17 protein-coding genes and 2 pseudogenes are annotated in these 19182 nt (G+C 59.4%); 8 read left to right on the top strand and 11 right to left on the bottom strand.

What is annotated here, in order from left to right; translation table 11 throughout:
* Positions 1-39 precede the first annotated feature (39 nt).
* The 3 genes from MKS85_RS10545 to MKS85_RS10535 all read right to left on the bottom strand — a co-directional run bounded on the left by MKS85_RS10545 (position 40) and on the right by MKS85_RS10535 (position 2482).
* Complete coding sequence (locus MKS85_RS10545) at positions 40-588, bottom strand: DUF4174 domain-containing protein (RefSeq protein WP_188251027.1); 549 nt, start codon at positions 586-588, stop codon at positions 40-42.
* Between the two features lie 280 nt (positions 589-868).
* Positions 869-1654, bottom strand: coding sequence for a sulfite exporter TauE/SafE family protein (locus tag MKS85_RS10540; RefSeq protein ID WP_047227884.1), 786 nt, complete (start codon positions 1652-1654; stop codon positions 869-871).
* A gap of 102 nt (positions 1655-1756) precedes the next feature.
* Positions 1757-2482, bottom strand: a complete 726-nt coding sequence (locus tag MKS85_RS10535) for a hypothetical protein (RefSeq protein WP_370695203.1) — start codon at positions 2480-2482, stop codon at positions 1757-1759.
* A gap of 319 nt (positions 2483-2801) precedes the next feature.
* Here MKS85_RS10535 and MKS85_RS10530 point away from each other — a divergent pair, with 319 nt between their 5' ends.
* Both MKS85_RS10530 and MKS85_RS10525 read left to right on the top strand, forming a co-directional pair.
* On the top strand, positions 2802-3953 hold the full coding sequence (locus tag MKS85_RS10530) for an aldose epimerase family protein (protein ID WP_160894140.1): 1152 nt from the start codon (positions 2802-2804) through the stop codon (positions 3951-3953).
* A 108-nt stretch (positions 3954-4061) separates the two neighbouring features.
* Positions 4062-4883: an aldo/keto reductase gene (locus MKS85_RS10525; protein ID WP_188251026.1), complete on the top strand. Its 822-nt coding sequence runs from the start codon at positions 4062-4064 to the stop codon at positions 4881-4883.
* A 144-nt stretch (positions 4884-5027) separates the two neighbouring features.
* Here MKS85_RS10525 and MKS85_RS10520 read toward each other — a convergent pair whose 3' ends face one another.
* On the bottom strand, positions 5028-7391 hold the full coding sequence (locus MKS85_RS10520) for a DNA polymerase II (protein ID WP_076384003.1): 2364 nt from the start codon (positions 7389-7391) through the stop codon (positions 5028-5030).
* Positions 7392-7638: 247 nt separating this feature from the next.
* On the opposite strand from MKS85_RS10520, the gene MKS85_RS10515 reads away from it, so the two are divergent.
* From MKS85_RS10515 to MKS85_RS10495, 5 genes are all read left to right on the top strand, one after another.
* Positions 7639-8079 carry a CBS domain-containing protein gene (locus tag MKS85_RS10515; RefSeq protein ID WP_047227760.1) on the top strand — a complete coding sequence of 147 codons (441 nt, stop codon included), beginning with the start codon at positions 7639-7641 and terminating at the stop codon, positions 8077-8079.
* Positions 8080-8148: 69 nt separating this feature from the next.
* Positions 8149-8745 carry a paraquat-inducible protein A gene (locus MKS85_RS10510; RefSeq protein ID WP_047227759.1) on the top strand — a complete coding sequence of 199 codons (597 nt, stop codon included), beginning with the start codon at positions 8149-8151 and terminating at the stop codon, positions 8743-8745.
* Positions 8742-9401, top strand: coding sequence for a paraquat-inducible protein A (locus tag MKS85_RS10505; protein ID WP_047227758.1), 660 nt, complete (start codon positions 8742-8744; stop codon positions 9399-9401). Before MKS85_RS10510 ends, MKS85_RS10505 begins: the two co-directional genes overlap by 4 nt.
* Positions 9382-11040, top strand: coding sequence for an intermembrane transport protein PqiB (locus MKS85_RS10500; protein WP_107322626.1), 1659 nt, complete (start codon positions 9382-9384; stop codon positions 11038-11040). The genes MKS85_RS10505 and MKS85_RS10500 overlap by 20 nt, the downstream gene beginning before the upstream one ends.
* Before the next feature lie 17 nt (positions 11041-11057).
* Positions 11058-11594: a membrane integrity-associated transporter subunit PqiC gene (locus MKS85_RS10495; RefSeq protein ID WP_107322625.1), complete on the top strand. Its 537-nt coding sequence runs from the start codon at positions 11058-11060 to the stop codon at positions 11592-11594.
* A 104-nt stretch (positions 11595-11698) separates the two neighbouring features.
* Here the strand turns inward: MKS85_RS10495 and MKS85_RS10490 are convergent, their stop codons facing one another.
* Positions 11699-12328 carry a glutathione S-transferase family protein gene (locus MKS85_RS10490; RefSeq protein ID WP_188251025.1) on the bottom strand — a complete coding sequence of 210 codons (630 nt, stop codon included), beginning with the start codon at positions 12326-12328 and terminating at the stop codon, positions 11699-11701.
* A gap of 263 nt (positions 12329-12591) precedes the next feature.
* Here MKS85_RS10490 and MKS85_RS10485 point away from each other — a divergent pair.
* A pseudogene (locus tag MKS85_RS10485) lies at positions 12592-13065 on the top strand (phage infection protein); the annotation flags it as partial.
* 968 nt (positions 13066-14033) lie between these two features.
* On the opposite strand, the gene MKS85_RS10480 reads toward MKS85_RS10485, so the two are convergent.
* From MKS85_RS10480 to MKS85_RS10455, 6 genes and pseudogenes are all read right to left on the bottom strand, one after another.
* Positions 14034-15128 carry a DUF1615 domain-containing protein gene (locus tag MKS85_RS10480; protein WP_188251024.1) on the bottom strand — a complete coding sequence of 365 codons (1095 nt, stop codon included), beginning with the start codon at positions 15126-15128 and terminating at the stop codon, positions 14034-14036.
* 436 nt (positions 15129-15564) lie between these two features.
* On the bottom strand, positions 15565-16539 hold the full coding sequence (gene hemB, locus MKS85_RS10475) for a porphobilinogen synthase (protein ID WP_047230550.1): 975 nt from the start codon (positions 16537-16539) through the stop codon (positions 15565-15567).
* 113 nt (positions 16540-16652) lie between these two features.
* On the bottom strand, positions 16653-17498 hold the full coding sequence (locus MKS85_RS10470) for a PhzF family phenazine biosynthesis protein (protein ID WP_188251023.1): 846 nt from the start codon (positions 17496-17498) through the stop codon (positions 16653-16655).
* 8 nt (positions 17499-17506) lie between these two features.
* A complete protein-coding gene (locus MKS85_RS10465) occupies positions 17507-18205 on the bottom strand; it encodes a glutathione binding-like protein (RefSeq protein WP_076383995.1) in 699 nt (232 codons plus the stop codon).
* Positions 18206-18331: 126 nt separating this feature from the next.
* On the bottom strand, positions 18332-18733 hold the full coding sequence (locus MKS85_RS10460; protein ID WP_107322621.1) for a hypothetical protein: 402 nt from the start codon (positions 18731-18733) through the stop codon (positions 18332-18334).
* A 3-nt stretch (positions 18734-18736) separates the two neighbouring features.
* Positions 18737-19182: pseudogene (locus MKS85_RS10455) on the bottom strand (hypothetical protein); the annotation flags it as partial.

Below are 19182 nucleotides of genomic sequence, written 5' to 3'. Positions count from 1 at the left end.
TTGCTCCCTCGCCACAAAGGGAGCTCATAGCCTGCCCGATCAATCCTCCAGCGGCTTCGGCGCAGTCACCGGTTTGCCCGTCTTGCCTGCCTTGGCACCCTTGCCTTCCTGGGCCGGCGCAGCTTCAGGCGCGGGAGTCGGGGCTGGCGCCGCCGCTTCCTTTTCTGCTGGAGGCAGTTTATCGACGGTGTCGAAGATGTCTTTCAGCTCAATCGCACCTGAGTGCTCAAGCTTCTTTTCTCCGTCCTTGCCCACCAGGATGATCTTGGTCTGGGCACCGGCCCCCAACCTGAGTGAACGGATCAGCGCCATGGTGCTTTGCGGGTCCAGGTCTTTGCCATCGCGCTGCCCCATCGTGTTGAGCACGGTGTAAAGCACCAGGTTGCGCTCGGAAAAACCCTGTTTGCCGGCCGGTTCCTCCAATGCTTTTTTCAGGCTGACCCATGCAGGATCGACGGTGCTCGGCGCGATGACAATCAACGGGCGGGATTTGCCCTTGTCCGCGGCCAAGGGTGAGTCGCCATCCGCGGCGAACAAGGGACCTGCAATGGCCAACAAGGTAGCGAAGGTCAACGACCGAATGAACATGCGCCTCTCCTTTTGATATCTACGCTGTACTGATTGCGCATGGCGGCGATTGTTCCGCGACAGTCGCCCAATACCGCGCCTGCCTGCCTTGAAGCTTAGGCCAGAGGGGTCATTGCGCAACCGTGGCGTGGGAGATGAACAATTTCGTGACAGGAGTCGGGCACAACTTATGTGGGAGCGAGCCTGCTCGCGATGGCGCACAGTCAATCCAGCAGATGTTCTGCTGTACCGGCCTCATCGCGAGCAGGCTCGCTCCCACATTGATTGGTGCGCAGGTTAGTTAGAACGCCAACTTGAAACCGATCATCGCCAGCATCACTGCCAGGCATGGGCGCAGCACCTCATCGGAAATGCGGCCCGACAAGTGACTGCCCAGGTAGATGCCCGGCAACGAGCCGACCAGCAGGTAACCCAGGATGTGCCAGTCCATGTTGCCCATGCTGGCGTGGCCCAGGCCAGCGACCAGGGTAAGCGGTACGGCGTGGGCGATTTCAGTGCCCACCAGGCGCTTGGTGACCAGGAATGGATAGAGAATGAACAGTGCGACAGTGCCCAGTGCGCCAGCGCCAATGGAGGTCAGTGCGACCATGACGCCCAATATCAGGCCAGTGACGACGGTGAGTACATTGAGCCGCGAGCCGGTGGGATTGTAGTGGCCGCCCGCACGATCATGGGCAAATTGCAGGAGGCGTTTCTTGAACAGAATCGCCAGGGCGGTGGCGAACAGCACAAAACCCAGGGCTTGCTTGATGATCGCGTTCATGGCGTCGGGCGAACTGTGCAGACTGCTCAGAAACCACAGCGTCAATCCTACCGCCGGCACACTGCCCAAGGTCAGCCAGCCGGTGATGGCCCAATCGATGTTGCGGTTCTTGGCGTGAACCAATACACCGCCGGACTTGGTAATCGCCGCGTACAGCAGATCGGTACCCACTGCGGTTGCAGGGTTGATACCAAACCACAACAGAATGGGGGTCATCAGCGAACCGCCGCCCACGCCGGTCATCCCGACGATAAAACCGACAACCAAGCCCGCTATGACTAAACCGACATTACCGAAATCCATTAAGCGCGACCGCATGAAATAAAATCTGGTCGCGAGCATAGCGATTTTTCTTATAACCACCTATACCAATGTGATCTATCTTTATTCCCTTTTCCTCTGACGTTACTGAACCGGCAGGAAGTTAAGAAAGAGCAGGCTCTGGGCATAGTTCAGACCGATCCGCCGGTAGCGCTCGTCCAGCATTTGGGTCAGCAGGTCCAGGCGCGCAACGATTTTTCCAAACTCCACGGCAAAGCTGAGATTGCTGCCCTCCTCCGAAATCTCATTGGAAAACAGCAGCGGTTTGCCGTCTTTGTCCAGTCGTTGGCTGAGTATCCAAGTGGCTTTTTCGATGTTGCGCGCCGCGTTGCTGACAAAGCGCGGGTCGATCGCGTCGGTCATGTAGAACTCGAGACGATTGCCATGGGCCGTGACCAGCATGCTGCCAATGGCGTAGATGAACGCCCCCACCCGATCCCCCAGGAACTCAGGGCTCATGGCATAGCTCAGGGCGGCCAGGTCCTTCTTGCCGCCAAGGGTCGGTAACGGCTGTTGCTGCTCGATGGCCAGGCGCACCTGCTTTTCCGCGGCACGGGCGTCGAGAAATCCGGACTTGCGCAACTCTTCGGGGTTGCGCAGATAAAGCTTGTTCATCAGCAGATAGAGGCTTTGCAGGTTGTCATGCATCGCCAGTGTGGCCATGCGGTCAACGCTGGTCTGCAGCAGTTCCTGAGGCCTGGTGTTGCTGAACTGAGTGACCATGTCTTGCCCCTGCTGATGACTGCAACCGCCGCCAAGCAACATCAACACGCCGACCAACAGCGCTGAACAGCGACGTCGCGACACCATCACGAAATGAAAAACACCGGCCATCGAGTCTCGGTCTGGGCTTGGGGAGGCGGTGGGGGTCGCCGCTTCCTGGCCATGGATAGAGCGGCAAAAAACGTAAAAGTGCGATGGACGAGGGAAAACCACACAGATGGGGAAGATCCGCCCCGCTCAATTAGTATGACTTTTTAATTGATTAATCGCGATTAATGGCTATAAATCCCTTCTAGCCTTTCAAATAGAAAGACTACTAACCAAATATACCTTCATCGCTGTCCGACTAAACACCGGACTCGACCCGCGTTCCAAACAACAACAAGACAGGAAGGAAGGTCACACCATGCTTGAATCCAGACATCTGCTCACGGCTCTCGGAGTGTCTCTGATGATCGCCACCTCTGCATCCCAGGCCGCCGGCCTGAGCAATGAACGCGCAGCGTTCGGCAAGACCAGCGACGGTACCGCGGTGGAAAAATTCGTCCTGCGCAACAGTCACGGCATGGAGGCTACTGTCATCACGTACGGCGGGATCCTCCAGTCACTGATCGTGCCGGACAAGAACGGTATGGCCGCCGATGTTGTGCTGGGCTTCGACGATGTGCAGGGTTACCAGAAGAACGGCAATGTGTATTTCGGCGCAACCATTGGCCGCTTCGGCAATCGCCTGGCTGGCGGCGCATTCGAGTTGGACGGCAAGCGTTACCAGGTGCCGCAGAACGACAAGAGCAACTCCCTGCACGGCGGACCGCAAGGTTTCGACAAGCGCGTCTGGAAGGCCGAACCCCATGACGGCAAGGACTCGGTGGGCGTGACCCTGACCTACCTGTCGGCGGATGGCGAGATGGGTTTCCCAGGCGCACTGAAAACAGATGTCACCTACAGCCTCAATGAACAGAACGAATTACGTATCGAGTACCAGGCCACCACCGACAAACCCACGGTGCTGAACCTGACCAACCACAGCTATTTCAACCTCGCCGGTGCCGGTAACGGCGACATACTCAAACAGGTCGCGACCCTGCATGCCGCCCATTACACCCCGGTGACCGACAAGCTTATCCCCACCGGTGAGTTGGCCCCCGTGGCCGGTACGCCGATGGACTTCACCAAGCCCACCGCCATCGGCACCCATATCAAGGCCGATCACCCGCAGCTCAAATTCGCCGAACCCAAACAGGGCGGTTTCGATTTCAACTGGGCGCTTGACGCCAAGGGTGACGTGAGCAAACTGGCCGCTGATGTCTACGACCCACAGTCCGGACGGCGCTTGGAGCTCTACACCACCGAGCCTGGCGTGCAGTTCTATACCAGCAACTTCCTCGACGGCACGATCAAGGGCAAGCACGGCAAGGTCTATCCGCATTGGGGCGCGTTCACTCTGGAAACCCAACACTACCCCGACTCGCCAAACCAGCCGAACTTCCCGTCGACCCGGCTTGACCCCGGCCAGACCTACACCCAGACCATGGTGTTGAAGTTCTCCGCACAATAAATCCTGCCCTTCGAAAAGATCGTTCCCACGGCGGAGGGGACGATCAACCTTGAACACCTGGTCTATCCTGCTGCCACACGTCTGATGTTCTGCAAACAGGAGGTAGACATGAGGACTCTGGAACTGGCTGGCGAGGCCGTACCGGTGATTGGCCAGGGCACCTGGCGCATGGGTGAAGAAGCGTCGCTTCACAAGAAGGAAGTGGCGGCCCTGCGCCTGGGCATTGAATTGGGCATGACGCTGATCGACACGGCGGAGATGTACGCCGAGGGCGGCGCCGAAGAGGTCGTTGGGGAAGCGATCACCGGCCTGCGGGACCAGGTTTTCCTGGTGAGCAAGGTGTATCCCCACAATGCCAGCCGCAAAGGCATCGCGCTTGCCTGCGAACGCAGTTTGCGCCGACTGGACACCGATTACATCGATCTCTATCTGCTGCATTGGCGCGGGCAATACCCGCTGGAAGAAACCGTCGAAGCGTTCGAACGCCTGCGCGAAGAAGGCAAGATCGGCCGCTGGGGCGTGTCGAACTTTGATGTCGCGGACCTTGAAGAACTGGCTTCACCGGCCTGCGCCACCAACCAGGTGCTGTACAACCTGCAGGAGCGTGGCATTGAATTCGACCTGCTGCCCTGGTGCCAACAGCAAAGCATGCCAGTCATGGCTTACTGCCCGGTCGGCCAGGGCGGGCAACTGCTCAAGGACCACACCTTGGGCCAGATCGCCGAACGCCATGGCGCAACCCCAGCGCAGATCGCCCTAGCCTGGCTGTTGCGTCAGGACAATGTCATTGCCATTCCCAAAGCCGTTCAGAGCGAACATGTGCGCTTGAACGCCGAAGCGGCCAACCTGAAGCTCGCACCCCAGGATCTGGCGGCGCTGGATTTGATATTCCCGCAGCCCGAAGGCAAGCAGCGCTTGGCGATGGTCTAGTTCTCACGAGCAAAGCGCTTTTGTGGCGAGGGAGCTTGCTCCCGCTGGGGCGCGTAGCGGCCGCTTCTGGCGGTTGCTGCGCAAACCAGCGGAAGCAAGCGCCCTCGCCACAAGAGCCTCCCGCCCGCAACACTGGCGCATCCGTCAGAACAAGCCCATCTGCCCCCCCACCAGGGTCGAGAAATCGTCATCCACAAACGGCAGAATCGCGTCCGCCACCGGTTGCAGCTGTTTGGTCACGTAATGGTCGTAATCGATCGGCGCGCTGCGGGTTTCCAGCGGCTCAGGGCCGGCGACAGTGATCACGTAGCTGATCCACCCGCCGTTCTGGTATTGCCGCGCACGGCCCTGGCGCTGGTTGAACTCGTCAGCCAGCCGCGCGGCGCGCACGTGCGGCGGTACGTTGCGTTCGTAGTCTTCCAGAGGCCGGCGCAAGCGCTTGCGATAGACCAGCCGATCATCGAACGCTCCGGCCAGGGTCTGGTGCACATAATCGCGCACATAATCCTGGTAAGGCTTGCGGTGGAAGATCCGCCCATACAGCTCCTGCTGGAACTGCCGGGCCAGCGGCGACCAGTCGGTGCGCACGGTTTCCAGGCCCTTGTAGACGATCTCGTCGCTGCCGTCGGCGCGGGTGACCAGCCCGGCATAGCGCTTCTTGCTGCCCTCTTCCGCGCCACGAATGGTGGGCATCAGAAAACGTTTGAAATGGGTTTCGAACTGCAACTCCAGTGCGCTCTCCAGCCCGAACTCATCACGCACGTGTTCGCGCCACCACTGATTGACGTATGCCACCAGCTCCTGGCCGATGGACGCCGCCTCTTCCTGGCCGTGGGCCCGGCGCAACCAGACGAACGTGGAATCGGTATCACCGTAAATCACCACATGCCCCCGGGCTTCGACCAACTGCCGGGTGCGCTGCATGATCTGGTGACCGCGCAGGGTGATGGAGGACGCCAGCCGCGGATCGAAGAAACGACAGCCACTGGAACCGAGTACGCCATAGAAGGCGTTCATGATGATTTTCAATGCCTGGGACAGCGGTGCATTGTGTTCCCGCTTGGCGGTTTCCCGGCCTTCGGCTACCCGCGCCACAATGGCCGGCAGGCAATGCCGCGTGCGGGAGAAACGTGCCCCGCGAAAACCTGGCACCGACTGGCTTTCGTCCGGGTGGCGCAGGCCTTCGATCAGGCCTACCGGGTCGATCAGGAAGGTGCGGATGATCGACGGATACAGGCTCTTGTAGTCCAGCACCAGCACCGACTCGTAGAGCCCCGGCTGGGAATCCATGACAAAACCACCCGGGCTGGCCTCGGGCGGGCGCTGGCCAAGGTTCGGCGCAACGAAACCCTGGCGGTGCATCAGTGGCATGTACAAGTGTGTGAAGGCCGCCACCGAACCACCGCTGCGGTCCGCCGGCAGACCGGTGACACTGGCCCGCTCCAGCAGGAACTTGAGCAGCTCGGTCTTGGCGAAGATCCGCGTCACCAGCTCACAGTCCTTGAGGTTGTAACGGGCCAGGGCCGGTTTGTCCTCGGCAAACATGCGATTGATCTCGTCCATGCGCTGGTACGGGTTGTCGATGGACTTACCCTCTCCCAACAACGTCTGGGCGACATTTTCCAGGCTGAACGAAGGGAAACTCCAGGTCGCCGAACGCAGCGACTCAATGCCGTCGATGATCAGCCGGCCTGCCGCCGAGGCGAAAAAGTGATTGTTGCGCGCGCCATGCTCGCGCCACTGCATCTCCTCCCCGCCTCGCCCCAGGCGTAGCGGCACGGCCAGGCGCCGGGCGTGCTCATGCAGCACGCGCAAATCGAACTGCACCAGGTTCCAGCCAATGATCGCGTCAGGGTCGAAACGGGCGAACCAATCGTTGAGTTTCTTCAGCAGCAAAGTGCGCGATTCACAATATTCGAGCTGGAAATCCACGGCAGTATCGTCGCCATTGGGCGGGCCGAGCATATACACCTGACGCTCGCCGCAGCCTTCAAGGGCAATGGAGTACAAATCGCCCTGGGCGGTGGTTTCGATGTCCAGGGACACCAGACGCAAAGGCGGACGATACTCGGGCGCCGGTTTCATCTGGGCGTCCAGCAGCAGGCCCTCAGCGGCCTTTGTGCCACCGAACCAGACCGGCGCGGTGATGAAACGCTCCATCAGGTAGCGTTCCGGTGGACGGATGTCAGCTTCGAACACCTCCACGCCGGCACGGCGCAAGGTGGTGTCCAGGCGCATCAGTTGGGCATGTTGCCGGCAATACAGGCCCAGCACCGGTCGATGCTCGAAATCCAGCAGGTCCAGGGGGCGCAATTCAACGTCCTTCTCCCCTTGCAGCAAGGCTTCGACCTGACCGCGCTGAATCTGTGGCACGAATGCCACCGACGGCTGCACCGGCAAGCGCACGCGCCGGGGGCCGGTGTCGGTCGCCAGCCAGAATTCGACTTCGGTGCCGGCCGGGGTATCGCGCCAATGCCGGGTCAGGACGAAGCCCTGCTGTAGATCCACCGCTGCAACCTCGATTTTTTGCGTAAGCGACGATTCTACCTGTGGTGAGGGGATTTATCTGTGGGAGCAAGGCCTGCCCCCACAGTGGCGATAAATCCCTCGCCCCAACAGTGCATGGCCTCACTTCGGTGGTGAACTCACCGACAATGACGTTTTTGGACGACTGACTGCCGCTTTACCGCTTGCTCTGCGCCGTTGGGTCTACGATTCTTAAACCACCTGCAAAAACAACACCTGAGGCTTCCCCATGAAAACCGTCGCGCAGTTGCTCCGGATCAAAGACGAGAAAAACCAGCAAGTGCACACCATTTCACCGGACGACATGGTGCTGCAGGCCCTGATGCGCATGGCCGAGAAAAACGTCGGTGCCCTGCTGGTGGTGAAGAACGGCGAAGTACTGGGGATCATCAGTGAGCGCGACTACGCGCGCAAAATGGTCTTGCATGGCCGCTCCTCAGTAGGCACCAAAGTGAGCGACATCATGGTGTCACCCGTGATTACGATAGACCCCCACCAGAATGTCGAAACCTGCCTGAGCATCATGACCGAAAAACATTTGCGGCATTTGCCGGTGGTCGAAGACGGCAAACTCGTCGGTCTGCTGTCCATTGGTGACCTGGTCAAGGAAGCGATTGCCGAGCAGGCGGACCTGATCCGACAACTGGAGCAATACATTCGCGGCGAATGACCCGTTCGGGCGGGTTGCTCAATCCCAACCTCCTTCTATATTGAAGGAGTTGTCCTGCCGAGCATCCCGATGGCCGATACCGACCGACTGATCATTTGCGAACATTGTGATGCGGTGTACGAGCCGATGGTGCTCGCTGCGCATCAGAAAGCCTCGTGCGTGCGGTGTGGCGCGGTGATTCAGCGCTACAACGGCCTGACCATTGAACAGCGCCTGGCCTTGAGTGTGACGGCAGCGGTGTTGTGGGCTTTCGCCAACATCTATCCAGTGATGAGCATCCGTCTCCAGGGGCTGAGCAACAGCGCGACGCTGTGGGATTCCATCGTGGCCCTGAGCCAGGGCCCCATCACCTTCATCGCCCTGGTGGCCGCGGTGGCGATCATCATTGCCCCGGTCTTTCAGTTGGTATTGCTGATCTGGGTGCTGGCCTACGCCTACGCCAATCAACGGGCGCCGGGGTTCAGTCTGTGCATGCGCAGCCTGGAAGCACTGCGGCCGTGGAGCATGCTGGAGGTGTGCCTGTTGGGTGCGCTGGTGGCGGTGATCAAACTCGCCGGGCTGCTGGACGTGCTGCCGGGCATCGGCCTGTTTGCCCTGGCCGCCCTGAGCCTGCTGATGATCCGCATCGCCGGACGCGATGTGCGCGATTTGTGGGACAACCTATGAACCGCGAACCGTTGCCTCCCCCGCCCTTGGCCCGCGACCTGAACCTGTGCCTGTGCCACAGCTGTGGCCTGGCCTGTGACATGAGCGACGAGCCCGAGACCTGCCCCCGCTGCGACGCCCCGTTGCACCGGCGCAAACCCGACACCCTCACCCGTACCTGGGCCTACATGCTGGCGGCATTGGTGTTCTACATTCCGGCCAACCTGCTGCCGGTGATGAATACCCAGATGCTCGGGGATGGCGCCGACAGCACCATCATCAGTGGCGTCATCGAGTTCTGGCAGGGCGGCGCCTGGGACATCGCCCTGATCATTTTCATCGCCAGCATCGCGGTACCAGGCATCAAGTTCGTGGTACTGACCTTGCTGTTGGTCACCGTGCAGCGGCGCAGCACCTGGGCCCAGGTCCAGCGGGCGAAACTGTATCGGCTGGTGGAAGTCATCGGCTACTGGTCGATGCTCGACGTGCTGGTGGTGGCGCTGGTCGCGGCGCTGGTGAAATTCCAGGCACTGAGCGATATCGAGCCGCGACCGGGCATCCTGTTTTTCGGCCTCGTGGTGCTGTTCACCATGCTGTCGGCCATGAGCTTCGACCCGCGCCTGATCTGGGACACCCAACCATCCGAGGAGGCCATGGATGAAGTCGCAAGCCACTGACGGGCAGCAACCGGCACCAGGTCGCGCCCATGTCACCAGCCGCCGCTGGACGGTGTCGCTGGTATGGATAGTGCCGATCATCGCGGTGCTGGTAGGGTTGTCCCTGGTGGTCAACAACTGGCTGCAGGAAGGTCCGACCATCACCATCACCTTCAAGACCGGCCAGGGCCTGACCGCCAACAAGACACCGGTCAAATATCGCAACGTGGTCATCGGCCAGGTCACCGACGTGCAATTGAGCGACGACCAGAAGAACGTCACCGCCACGGTCAAGCTGGCCAAGACGGCGGAGACCTTCACGCACGAGGACTCGGTGTTCTGGGTCGTACGCCCGCGTATCGGAGCCGGCGGAATTTCCGGGATCGATACCCTGCTGTCAGGGGATTTCATCGGGGCCGACGCCGGTCAATCGAAGGTTCGTGCCAAGTCCTTTACCGGCCTGGAAGCCCCGCCACCGATCACCTACGGTGAACCGGGCAAGCGCTTCACCCTGCATTCCCAGGACCTCGGTTCACTGGACATCGGCTCGCCGGTGTACCTGCGCAAGATTCCGGTGGGCCAAGTGGTGTCCTATGCGCTGGATGCCGATGGCAAAGGGGTCAACATCGACGTATTCGTCAATGCCCCCAACGATGTCTACGTCACCGAAAACACCCGGTTCTGGAACGTCAGCGGCGTGGACGTGAACGTCGGTGCCAACGGCTTTGCGGTCAAGACCGAGTCACTCTCGGCGCTGCTGGTGGGCGGCATCGCATTTCGGGCACCGGAATACAGCCCCAACGACAGCCCCGCTAGCGAGGACAAGACGTTCGAGCTGTTTGCCGACCAGCAGAGCGCCCTGGCCCCGCCGGATGGCAAGGCGCAATACCTGGCTTTACGCTTCGATCAGGCATTGCGCGGATTGCGGGTCGGAGCGCCGGTCGAATTCCTGGGCATCGAAGTGGGCAGGGTCGTCGCCATCAATCTGGATTTCGACGAGAAGCTGCGCAGCTTCCCGGTCAATGTCGGTGTGGTGTTCTACCCTCAGCGCCTGGGCAAGGCCCATGAAAAACTGCTCAAGGCGCTCAATCACAACCCGGATGACGAAGCTGCCGGCGCTCGCCTGATCGGCAGTTTCGTCGAACGCGGCCTGCGTGCCCAGGCCCGTAGCGGCAACCTGCTGACCGGGCAGTTGTACATCTCGCTGGACTTCTACCCCAAGGCTGAAAAAGTCACTTTCGACGCCAACGCCCGCCCGGTCCGTATACCGACCATCCCGGGCAGTCTCCAGCAACTGCAGGAACAACTGCAGGCGATGGTCGAGCGAATCAACAAGCTGCCCCTGGAAAGCGTTGCCAACAACCTGAACGGCAACCTGGTTGAATTGCGCAAAGGTCTGGCCCAGTTCAACAGCAAGACCCTGCCAAGCGTGCAAAACACGTTGCAGGACGTGAGCAAGACCCTGCAATCGGCCAACTCGACCCTGGCCGAAGATTCGCCGCAACGCGAACAACTGACGCAGACCCTGGACGATCTTGGGCGCATGTCGCGTTCGTTGCGCGAGCTGTCCGACTACCTGAGCCGCCATCCCGAATCATTGCTTCGCGGCCGTCCCAAGGATGCACCGGCGCAAAACCTCACATTGCCGGCGAACGAATGACCACAGGAGCACGCCCCATGCCGCTGATGCTGAAACTCCCCCTGGTTGCCTTGGTGCTGCTGCTTGCTGCCTGCCGCGGCGATCCGATCCAGTACCACACCCTGAGCCCGGCTCAACCTGCCGGCCAGCCACGCACGAACATGGACATCCAGCTCGAGCAGGTGAGCGTTCCGCCTCAGGTGGACCGCGCGCAAATGGTCATCCGCCAAGGCAACAGCGGGCTGGCGATCCTGGAAACGCAATGGTGGGGCGCCAGTCTGGCCGATGAACTGCGCAGCAGCCTGGACGAACAACTGAGCAACCCAGGCGCAGCGAAGCTACTGCTGCGGGTGGATGTGCAGCGCTTCGATTCGATCCCCGGCCAATATGCCCGCATGGACGTGCAGTGGCGCCTGCGCGAGCTGGGCAACGAAGCCCATACCCTGACCTGCCGTAACAGCCTGCAAACGCCGGCGGGGAGCAGCATCGATGAGCTGGTGACGGCCCATCAGCAGAATGTCCGACAGTTTGTCGGCCTCGTTGAGCAAGCCGCCACCAAAATGAGATGCCCTTGACCCGTAGGCGCTGCCGAAGGCTCGGGCCGCGTTTGGACGATCTTTCGGTTTTAATCTTTCTTTGCTACTCGGAAAAACCACAGCCTCGCTGCGCTCGACAGCGCCTACAAGGGCCAGTGCAGCGACAGCACCGGCGCAATGCGCGGATGGCGGTCGATGCGTTCCAGTAGCTCGTAGAACGGCGGTCGGGCATTCAGAATGGCCTCCCGCGTGTCTTCCCACTTCGTGACCACGGCGGCCAGGATATCCAGCGCTCCCGGCTCGGCACCGCTGAGAAAAGGGCGGGCCGCAAACTGGTCGGCAAACAGCGCCCAGTTACGATATAGCCGCTGTCGGGTGCCCGACACCAATTGCTGCCGGGTCGCTTCATCCGCGTCGACCAGCCAGCGCTCTGGAAAATCGATGATGCCGATGGGCGTGTAGCAATTGGCGACGATATAGACCAGGCCCCGTATGGCTTGAGCACGTTGCGCCGGATCGTCCGGCAGCAACTTCGATTCAGGAAACACCAACCCGAGGTGGATCAAAATCGCCGCGGCTTCGGTCAGCACCGAACCGTCCGGCAATTGCAAGGTCGGGACCTGCTTCTGAGGGTTCAATGCCTGTAGCTCTTTCGCCGCCTCGTTGTCTTCGGTCGAATAGGCATCGACACGGCGATAAGGCACGCCACACAGGCACAGGGCGATCTCCACAGCCGAAGAGCCGGATTGCCGGTAGCCGAATAACTGATACATGAACTTGCCTCCTGCGCTTGGGGGGTAGCCGGTAGAACCCGCGGGCCCGCCAGTGTTCCACCCGGCAGACGACACGCACTCTCCATGGAAGCGAGCCTGCTCGCGATGTCGGCGGATCAGCCAACATCAATATTGCTTGCCAACCGCTCGGCGAGGTATCACCGCCGTCGATATTCACCATCAGGCCAATGAAGTTCTCTTGATTGTCGCTCCGGACAACAATGGCTCCACACCAACCCACTGCATCCCCGGAGCACACCATCATGAAACGCCAAATCATCCTCAGCCTCGCTTTCTCGGTACTGGCAGCCAACGCATTCGCCGCCTCCTCCCACCCGGTCGTTGCCGAAGGTGGTTCTGATCGACTGATCGAAAAACGTGTTGCCGAAGGCGGCTCCGATCGCCTGATCCAGAACCGCGTTGCCGAAGGTGGCTCTGATCGCCTGATCCAGAACCGCGTTGCCGAAGGTGGCTCTGATCGTCTGCAACAGAATCGCGTCGCTGAAGGTGGTTCCGATCGTCTGCAACAGAACCGCGTTGCTGAAGGTGGTTCCGATCGCCTGCAACAGAATCGCGTCGCTGAAGGTGGTTCCGATCGTCTGCAACAGAACCGCGTCGCTGAAGGTGGCTCCGATCGTCTGCAACAGAACCGCGTCGCTGAAGGTGGTTCCGATCGTCTGCAACAGAACCGCGTTGCTGAAGGTGGTTCCGATCGTCTGCAACAGAACCGCGTTGCTGAAGGTGGTTCCGATCGTCTGCAACAGAACCGCGTTGCTGAAGGTGGTTCCGATCGTCTGCAACAGAACCGCGTTGCTGAAGGTGGTTCCGATCGTCTGCAACAGAACCGCGTTGCTGAAGGTGGTTCCGATCGTCTGCAACAGAACCGCGTTGCTGAAGGTGGTTCCGATCGTCTGCAACAGAACCGCGTTGCTGAAGGTGGTTCCGATCGTCTGCAACAGAACCGCGTTGCTGAAGGTGGTTCCGATCGTCTGCAACAGAACCGCGTTGCTGAAGGTGGTTCCGATCGTCTGCAACAGAACCGCGTTGCTGAAGGTGGTTCCGATCGTCTGCAACAGAACCGCGTTGCTGAAGGTGGTTCCGATCGTCTGCAACAGAACCGCGTTGCTGAAGGTGGTTCCGATCGTCTGCAACAGAACCGCGTTGCTGAAGGTGGTTCCGATCGTCTGCAACAGAACCGCGTTGCTGAAGGTGGTTCCGATCGTCTGCAACAGAACCGCGTTGCTGAAGGTGGTTCCGATCGCCTGCAACAGAATCGCGTCGCTGAAGGTGGTTCCGATCGTCTGCAACAGAACCGCGTCGCTGAAGGTGGCTCCGATCGTCTGCAACAGAACCGCGTTGCTGAAGGTGGTTCCGATCGTCTGCAACAGAACCGCGTTGCTGAAGGTGGTTCCGATCGTCTGCAACAGAACCGCGTTGCTGAAGGTGGTTCCGATCGTCTGCAACAGAACCGCGTTGCTGAAGGTGGTTCCGATCGCCTGCAACAGAACCGCGTTGCCGAAGGTGGTTCCGATCGTCTGACTCAGAACCGTGTATGAGTTGTTCAATCCAAATGCGTGACGAAACCCAACTCAATGTGTGGCGAAGGAGCCCCCTCGCCACAATGCTTCAAACACCTCTGGAACCTAACGCATCACCATGAAAGCCCGGCCTTATCCGCCGGGCTTTTTCATTGCCCACCGATTGCCTAGCGTCCCGCAGCCCGCGTCATACAACGCCGGTAACGCTCATCCACTCGCTTGGCGAACCACGCCGTGGTCAGCTTGCGCGTGATTTTCGGGCTCTTGAGCACGATTCCCGGTAACACCGCCCGAGGTAATTGCTTACCCTCGGCCTTCTCAGCCAATTCGAAGACCCGCTTGTACAGTTTGCTGTCCTCGAACGCCAGGCTGTCGCCCTGCTCCAACTGGTCGCGAATGGTCGGGTTGCGCATCCCCAGCGACCGGCCCAAGGTGCGCACCGCCAACTCGGTGCTGCCTGGCATGATGGAACCATGCAAGATCAAATCGCCGTCCAGAGCCAGGGGAATGCCTGAGGCACGACTCACTGCATGCTGGAATGCCGCGTTGCGGCTGGCGTACCATCCGGCATTGAAATCGGCGAAACGATACAGCGGTTCGGTGTAGCTCACCGGATACCCCAGCAGATGCGCAATACCGAAATACATCCCGCCGCGACGACTGAACACCTCCCGACGAATCGACCCATCCACCGCATAGGGATAATCCCGGGCATTAGCCTGGGCAAACGCGATGCTGACCTGCATCGGCCCGCCGGTGTGCACGGGGTTGAAGCTGCCGAACAGTGTCTTGCCCAAGGGCACCATGCCAATGAAGTCATCGAAAATCGCACTCAACTCCTTCTCGCTGCGCGCGGCATTGAGCCGATCACTGTAGCTTTTGCCATTGGGCGAACGCACCTGGAGGGCGCCGCTGATCAATAGACCCGGAATGTGCATCTTTGCCGCGCGACGATCGATTTCCTGCCGGGCGATCTTGCCCAACCCCGGTACCGCCGGATCAGCCTGGAACGTCGATTCCTGTTCGGTCACCGCCAGGACGGAACAGATATTCTGCGTCGTGGGTGAGATTTGCTGAGCGGCAAAAGCCACGTAGATATCCGTCGCCCAGCCCTCGCGATCCACAGTCTTGGCCGGCAACAACCGCACAATCTGCGCCTTGACCTCGGCAGGCTGGCGTTCCGGTTCCTGGGCCTGACGGCTGCCGCAACCGGCCAGGGTCAACAACGCGGTGAGGCTGATCATCAATCGATTGAGTTGCATGTTGCTCCATCAAGTCTGTTATTGCGCAGCAACCATACGATCAAAAGCCGGTACAGGCTATGTTCTGTTCATCAGAGCCAAAAGGGGTCTTGAGAGCAAAGAAGGCTCGACAGCAGCAAAAAGCTGACGTGAGAGATGGGTGGCCTAACACCATCAGTGTGGGAGCAAGACTCCACAGTAGATTTGGGTGGGTGTCTGTGGGAGCAAGGCTTGCCCGCGATGACGGCGGCACATCCGACATTGATGCAAGCTGGCCTACCACTATCGCGAGCAAGCTCGCTCCCACAGGGTTGACCGCGGATGCTCACAGTTTCAGTCCACGCCACAAGTCCCATGTGGGAGCGAGCCTGCTCGCGATGACGGCGGCACATCCGACATTGATACCAACTGGCCCCCCACTATCGCGAGCAGGCTCCCACAGGAAATCCAGCGTCGATCAGATCCCGCTTAGCGCCAGATCCATCGCAAAATAGGTGAAGATCAGGTCCGCCCCTGCTCGTTTTATCGCGCCGAGACTTTCTCGCACGACGCGGGCTTCGTCGATGGCGCCGGCCTGGGCGGCGAATTTGATCATCGCGTACTCGCCGCTGACCTGATAGGCCGACAGGGGCAGGTTCGAAGCCTGGCGAATATCGCGGATGATATCCAGGTACGCGCCGGCAGGTTTGACCATCAGTGCATCGGCCCCTTCCTGCTCATCGAGCAAGGATTCGCGCAGTGCTTCGCGGCGGTTCATCGGGTTCATCTGGTAGCTTTTGCGGTCGCCTTTCAAGGCACTGCCGCCCGCCTCGCGGAACGGACCGTAGAGCGCAGAGGCGAACTTGGTTGAATACGCCATGATTGCCGTCTGGCTGAAACCGGCTTCGTCCAGGGCTTTGCGAATGGCCTGGACCTGCCCGTCCATGGCGGCGGACGGCGCGATCACATCAGCCCCGGCACGGGCCGCCGCCACGGCCTGTTTACCCAGGTTGAGCAAGGTCCGGTCATTGTCCACTTCATGCCCGTGAAGCACCCCGCAATGGCCGTGATCGGTGTACTCACAAAAACAGGTGTCAGACATCACGATCATTTCCGGCACCGCGTCCTTGCAGATCCCGGCCATGCGCGACACCAGGCCGCGTTCGTTCCAGGTGTCGCTGCCATCGCTATCCAGATGATGCGACACGCCAAAGGTCATCACTGACTTGATACCGGCACGGGCATACCGCTCGATCTCACCGGCCAGTTTCGATTCAGGAATGCGCGCCACGCCCGGCATACTCTTGATCGGTACAAAGTCATCGATTTCTTCTTCGACGAAAATCGGCAGCACCAGGTCGTTCAGGGTGAACTCGGTTTCCTGGAACAGACTGCGCAGGCTCGCATTGCGACGCAGACGGCGTGGACGTGCTTCGGGGAACTGACTGGACATGGGACTCCTGAAAAATGGGTGCTCGATCGCAGGGGACAAAGCTTATGCCCTCACCCGCCTGGGCACAAACGCCGACCGGAAAACAGAGTTTTACCGGCCGGGCAATAATCGGCTTACAAGGTCAGTGAGCCATTGACGCAGGTCACCACCGCACCACCAATCCAGACGTCCTCGCCCACCTGCTCAACATGAATCCGCCCCGCCCGACCCATGGTCAAACCCTGGCTGACCACATAGCGCGACGGTGCCAGCCCCTTGGCCAGCATCCACTGGGCCAGCCCGGCGTTCAGGCTGCCGGTGGCAGGATCCTCCGGCATGCCGTCGCCGGCAATGAAACCGCGCACTTCAAATTGCGCCTCATCGCCATCCACGGCCGGTTCCCACGGCGCGATGACGCCCACGGCCAGATCCCGCAACTGCTGGTAATCGGGCTTGAGTGCCAACACTTGCTGGCGATTCTTGAGCATCAATGCCAACCAGCCGGCACCATTATCAACCCACTGCGCCTCGACAATCGCCTCGGCCTTCAACCCCAGTCCCTTGCGCACTCGCTCCAGCACTTGAGCCTCCAGCGGGCCGGACTTGAGCAAGGGCGGCGCCTGAAAAGCCAACCCGAAATCGCTGCGGCGAATTCTTACCAGGCCAACGCCACATTCCTGCACGATCTGCGGCCCTTTCGGCACGCCTCCGGCCTCCAGCCAGGCATGACAGCTGCCCAAAGTCGGATGACCGGCAAACGGCAGTTCAGTCGAGGTGGTGAAAATGCGCACCCGGTAATCCGCCTCCGGATGCTGCGGCGCCAGCAGGAAAGTGGTTTCGCTGAGGTTGGTCCAGTTGGCAAAAGCGGCCATGCGCTCGTCACTGATCTCGTCCGCCCCGAGCACCACCGCCAGCGGATTCCCCTTGAGCGGCACTTCGCTGAACACGTCCAATTGCTTGAAATTGAAACAGCTCGTCATCAGTCCACTCATTCCGGAATTTTCAACCCGCGTGCCACTGCCGGCCGCGCCAGGAAACGCTCCAACACCCGCGTTACATTCGGGAAATTCTGGATACCCACCAGATCCCCCGCTTCATAAAAACCGATCAAGTTGCGCACCCAGGGAAACGTGGCGATATCGGCGATGGTGTAGCGCTCGCCCATGATCCAGTCCCGGCCTTCAAGACGACCATCAAGCACCTTGAGTAGGCGCTTGCTTTCCTCGACGTAACGATCACGAGGTCGCTTGTCTTCATAGTCCTTGCCCGCAAACTTGTTGAAGAAACCCAACTGCCCGAACATCGGCCCGATCCCGCCCATCTGGAACATCAGCCATTGAATCGTCTCGTAGCGCGCCGCCGACTCCTGGGCCAGCAACTGCCCGCTCTTGTCCGCCAGATAAATCAGAATCGCCCCCGACTCGAACAACGCCAACGGCTGATCTCCCGGCCCATGAGGGTCGAGAATCGCCGGGATCTTGTTGTTGGGGTTCAAGGAGAGGAACTCCGGGGACAGCTGGTCATTGCTGCCGAAGTCCACTTTGTGGGGTTCGTAGGGCAGGCCGATTTCTTCCAGCATGATCGAGACTTTCACGCCGTTGGGGGTCGGCAGGGAGTAGAGCTGGATCCACTCCGGGAACTGGGCGGGCCATTTTTGGGTGATGGGGAATGGGGTTAGGTTGGGCATGGGAGCGGACTCCAGAGGGGGAAGAAAAAAGCGGAGCATAGTTCAGAATGATTGCCGTGACATCAGGAAAGCATCTACATGAACCACCCCGCTGCAAGCAGGCCTAACTTCCCATACGACCACAACTTATTCATCCACATTTTTTATAGATTCCAGCCATAGAAAAAAATAATCTTTCTGCAGCTGAGGATCACTCACTATATCCCGATCCTCATAATCAAATATATTAACTAGATCTGCTCTCGATGCACGCTTACCTAGAACATGCTCATAAGCCGCTATTCCTGATGACATTTGCGAGGACATACTTGAAGGACGTACACTAAGCTTGGCTCCTTTGCACAAAAATTTTATATCCGTATGCTCCTTAATAATTTTCCCTAGACACTCATACACATCCGCTCCCGAGTATTTCTTTGACCAGCCACTTTTAAAAGTCAGCAGAATAGTGGATTTTTGTGCGTTCACGTCCAGCACCACCTCTTCCCTCTGGCCATCTTTAATAACTGGAACAAGCTGTCTTTTCATGTGTTATTTCCTCTGGGGGTTGGGCAAAGAATACCCTACGTAGGAACCATCTCTTTTAAGCGGCGTAACGCCAATAATATCTTCCGTTCTTACTCGATCTGGAATTGCAATCTCATACTCATAGCTATAGGGAACGTCCTCTGGCGGAAGCTCCTTATTAACATCACGCCCAGGAATTTTTTTCAGAACATACAAATACCCTTTCCGCGTTCCATATTTTGTTCCAAAATCAAGCCCCACTTCAACGCTAGTTGTTGTGCTGACAAAATTACTCGGTGGATTTCTGTTATCCCAAATATGAAGCAGTAGGTCAGTACTTTTTCCCAAGCTCATAAAACCTTCTTTAAAAATGACCTCCGGCCCCCTCAGATCTCCACGATAAAGGTAGGTAGGTTTGGGTAGCGATTTTTCACCCTCATCCACCCCAACCTTAGCCGCCGGATCCTGAC

It is taken from the genome of Pseudomonas sp. JL2 (assembly GCF_031570495.1).
Classification (GTDB): domain Bacteria; phylum Pseudomonadota; class Gammaproteobacteria; order Pseudomonadales; family Pseudomonadaceae; genus Aquipseudomonas; species Aquipseudomonas rhizophila.
The sequence above is the reverse complement of the archived record's forward strand: the minus strand, read 5'-3'. Positions and strand labels throughout refer to the sequence as shown.

Coding starts and splice junctions, on each gene's coding strand:
- MKS85_RS10495 (WP_107322625.1), top strand. CDS start 11,058: ATGCCGCTGATGCTGAAACTCCCCCTGGTTGCCTTGGTGCTGCTGCTT.
- MKS85_RS10510 (WP_047227759.1), top strand. CDS start 8,149: ATGGCCGATACCGACCGACTGATCATTTGCGAACATTGTGATGCGGTG.
- MKS85_RS10530 (WP_160894140.1), top strand. CDS start 2,802: ATGCTTGAATCCAGACATCTGCTCACGGCTCTCGGAGTGTCTCTGATG.
- MKS85_RS10535 (WP_370695203.1), bottom strand. CDS start 2,482: ATGGTGTCGCGACGTCGCTGTTCAGCGCTGTTGGTCGGCGTGTTGATG.
- hemB (WP_047230550.1), bottom strand. CDS start 16,539: ATGTCCAGTCAGTTCCCCGAAGCACGTCCACGCCGTCTGCGTCGCAAT.
- MKS85_RS10515 (WP_047227760.1), top strand. CDS start 7,639: ATGAAAACCGTCGCGCAGTTGCTCCGGATCAAAGACGAGAAAAACCAG.
- MKS85_RS10470 (WP_188251023.1), bottom strand. CDS start 17,498: ATGACGAGCTGTTTCAATTTCAAGCAATTGGACGTGTTCAGCGAAGTG.
- MKS85_RS10500 (WP_107322626.1), top strand. CDS start 9,382: ATGAAGTCGCAAGCCACTGACGGGCAGCAACCGGCACCAGGTCGCGCC.
- MKS85_RS10545 (WP_188251027.1), bottom strand. CDS start 588: ATGTTCATTCGGTCGTTGACCTTCGCTACCTTGTTGGCCATTGCAGGT.
- MKS85_RS10525 (WP_188251026.1), top strand. CDS start 4,062: ATGAGGACTCTGGAACTGGCTGGCGAGGCCGTACCGGTGATTGGCCAG.
- MKS85_RS10540 (WP_047227884.1), bottom strand. CDS start 1,654: ATGGATTTCGGTAATGTCGGTTTAGTCATAGCGGGCTTGGTTGTCGGT.
- MKS85_RS10465 (WP_076383995.1), bottom strand. CDS start 18,205: ATGCCCAACCTAACCCCATTCCCCATCACCCAAAAATGGCCCGCCCAG.
- MKS85_RS10480 (WP_188251024.1), bottom strand. CDS start 15,128: ATGCAACTCAATCGATTGATGATCAGCCTCACCGCGTTGTTGACCCTG.
- MKS85_RS10460 (WP_107322621.1), bottom strand. CDS start 18,733: ATGAAAAGACAGCTTGTTCCAGTTATTAAAGATGGCCAGAGGGAAGAG.
- MKS85_RS10505 (WP_047227758.1), top strand. CDS start 8,742: ATGAACCGCGAACCGTTGCCTCCCCCGCCCTTGGCCCGCGACCTGAAC.
- MKS85_RS10490 (WP_188251025.1), bottom strand. CDS start 12,328: ATGTATCAGTTATTCGGCTACCGGCAATCCGGCTCTTCGGCTGTGGAG.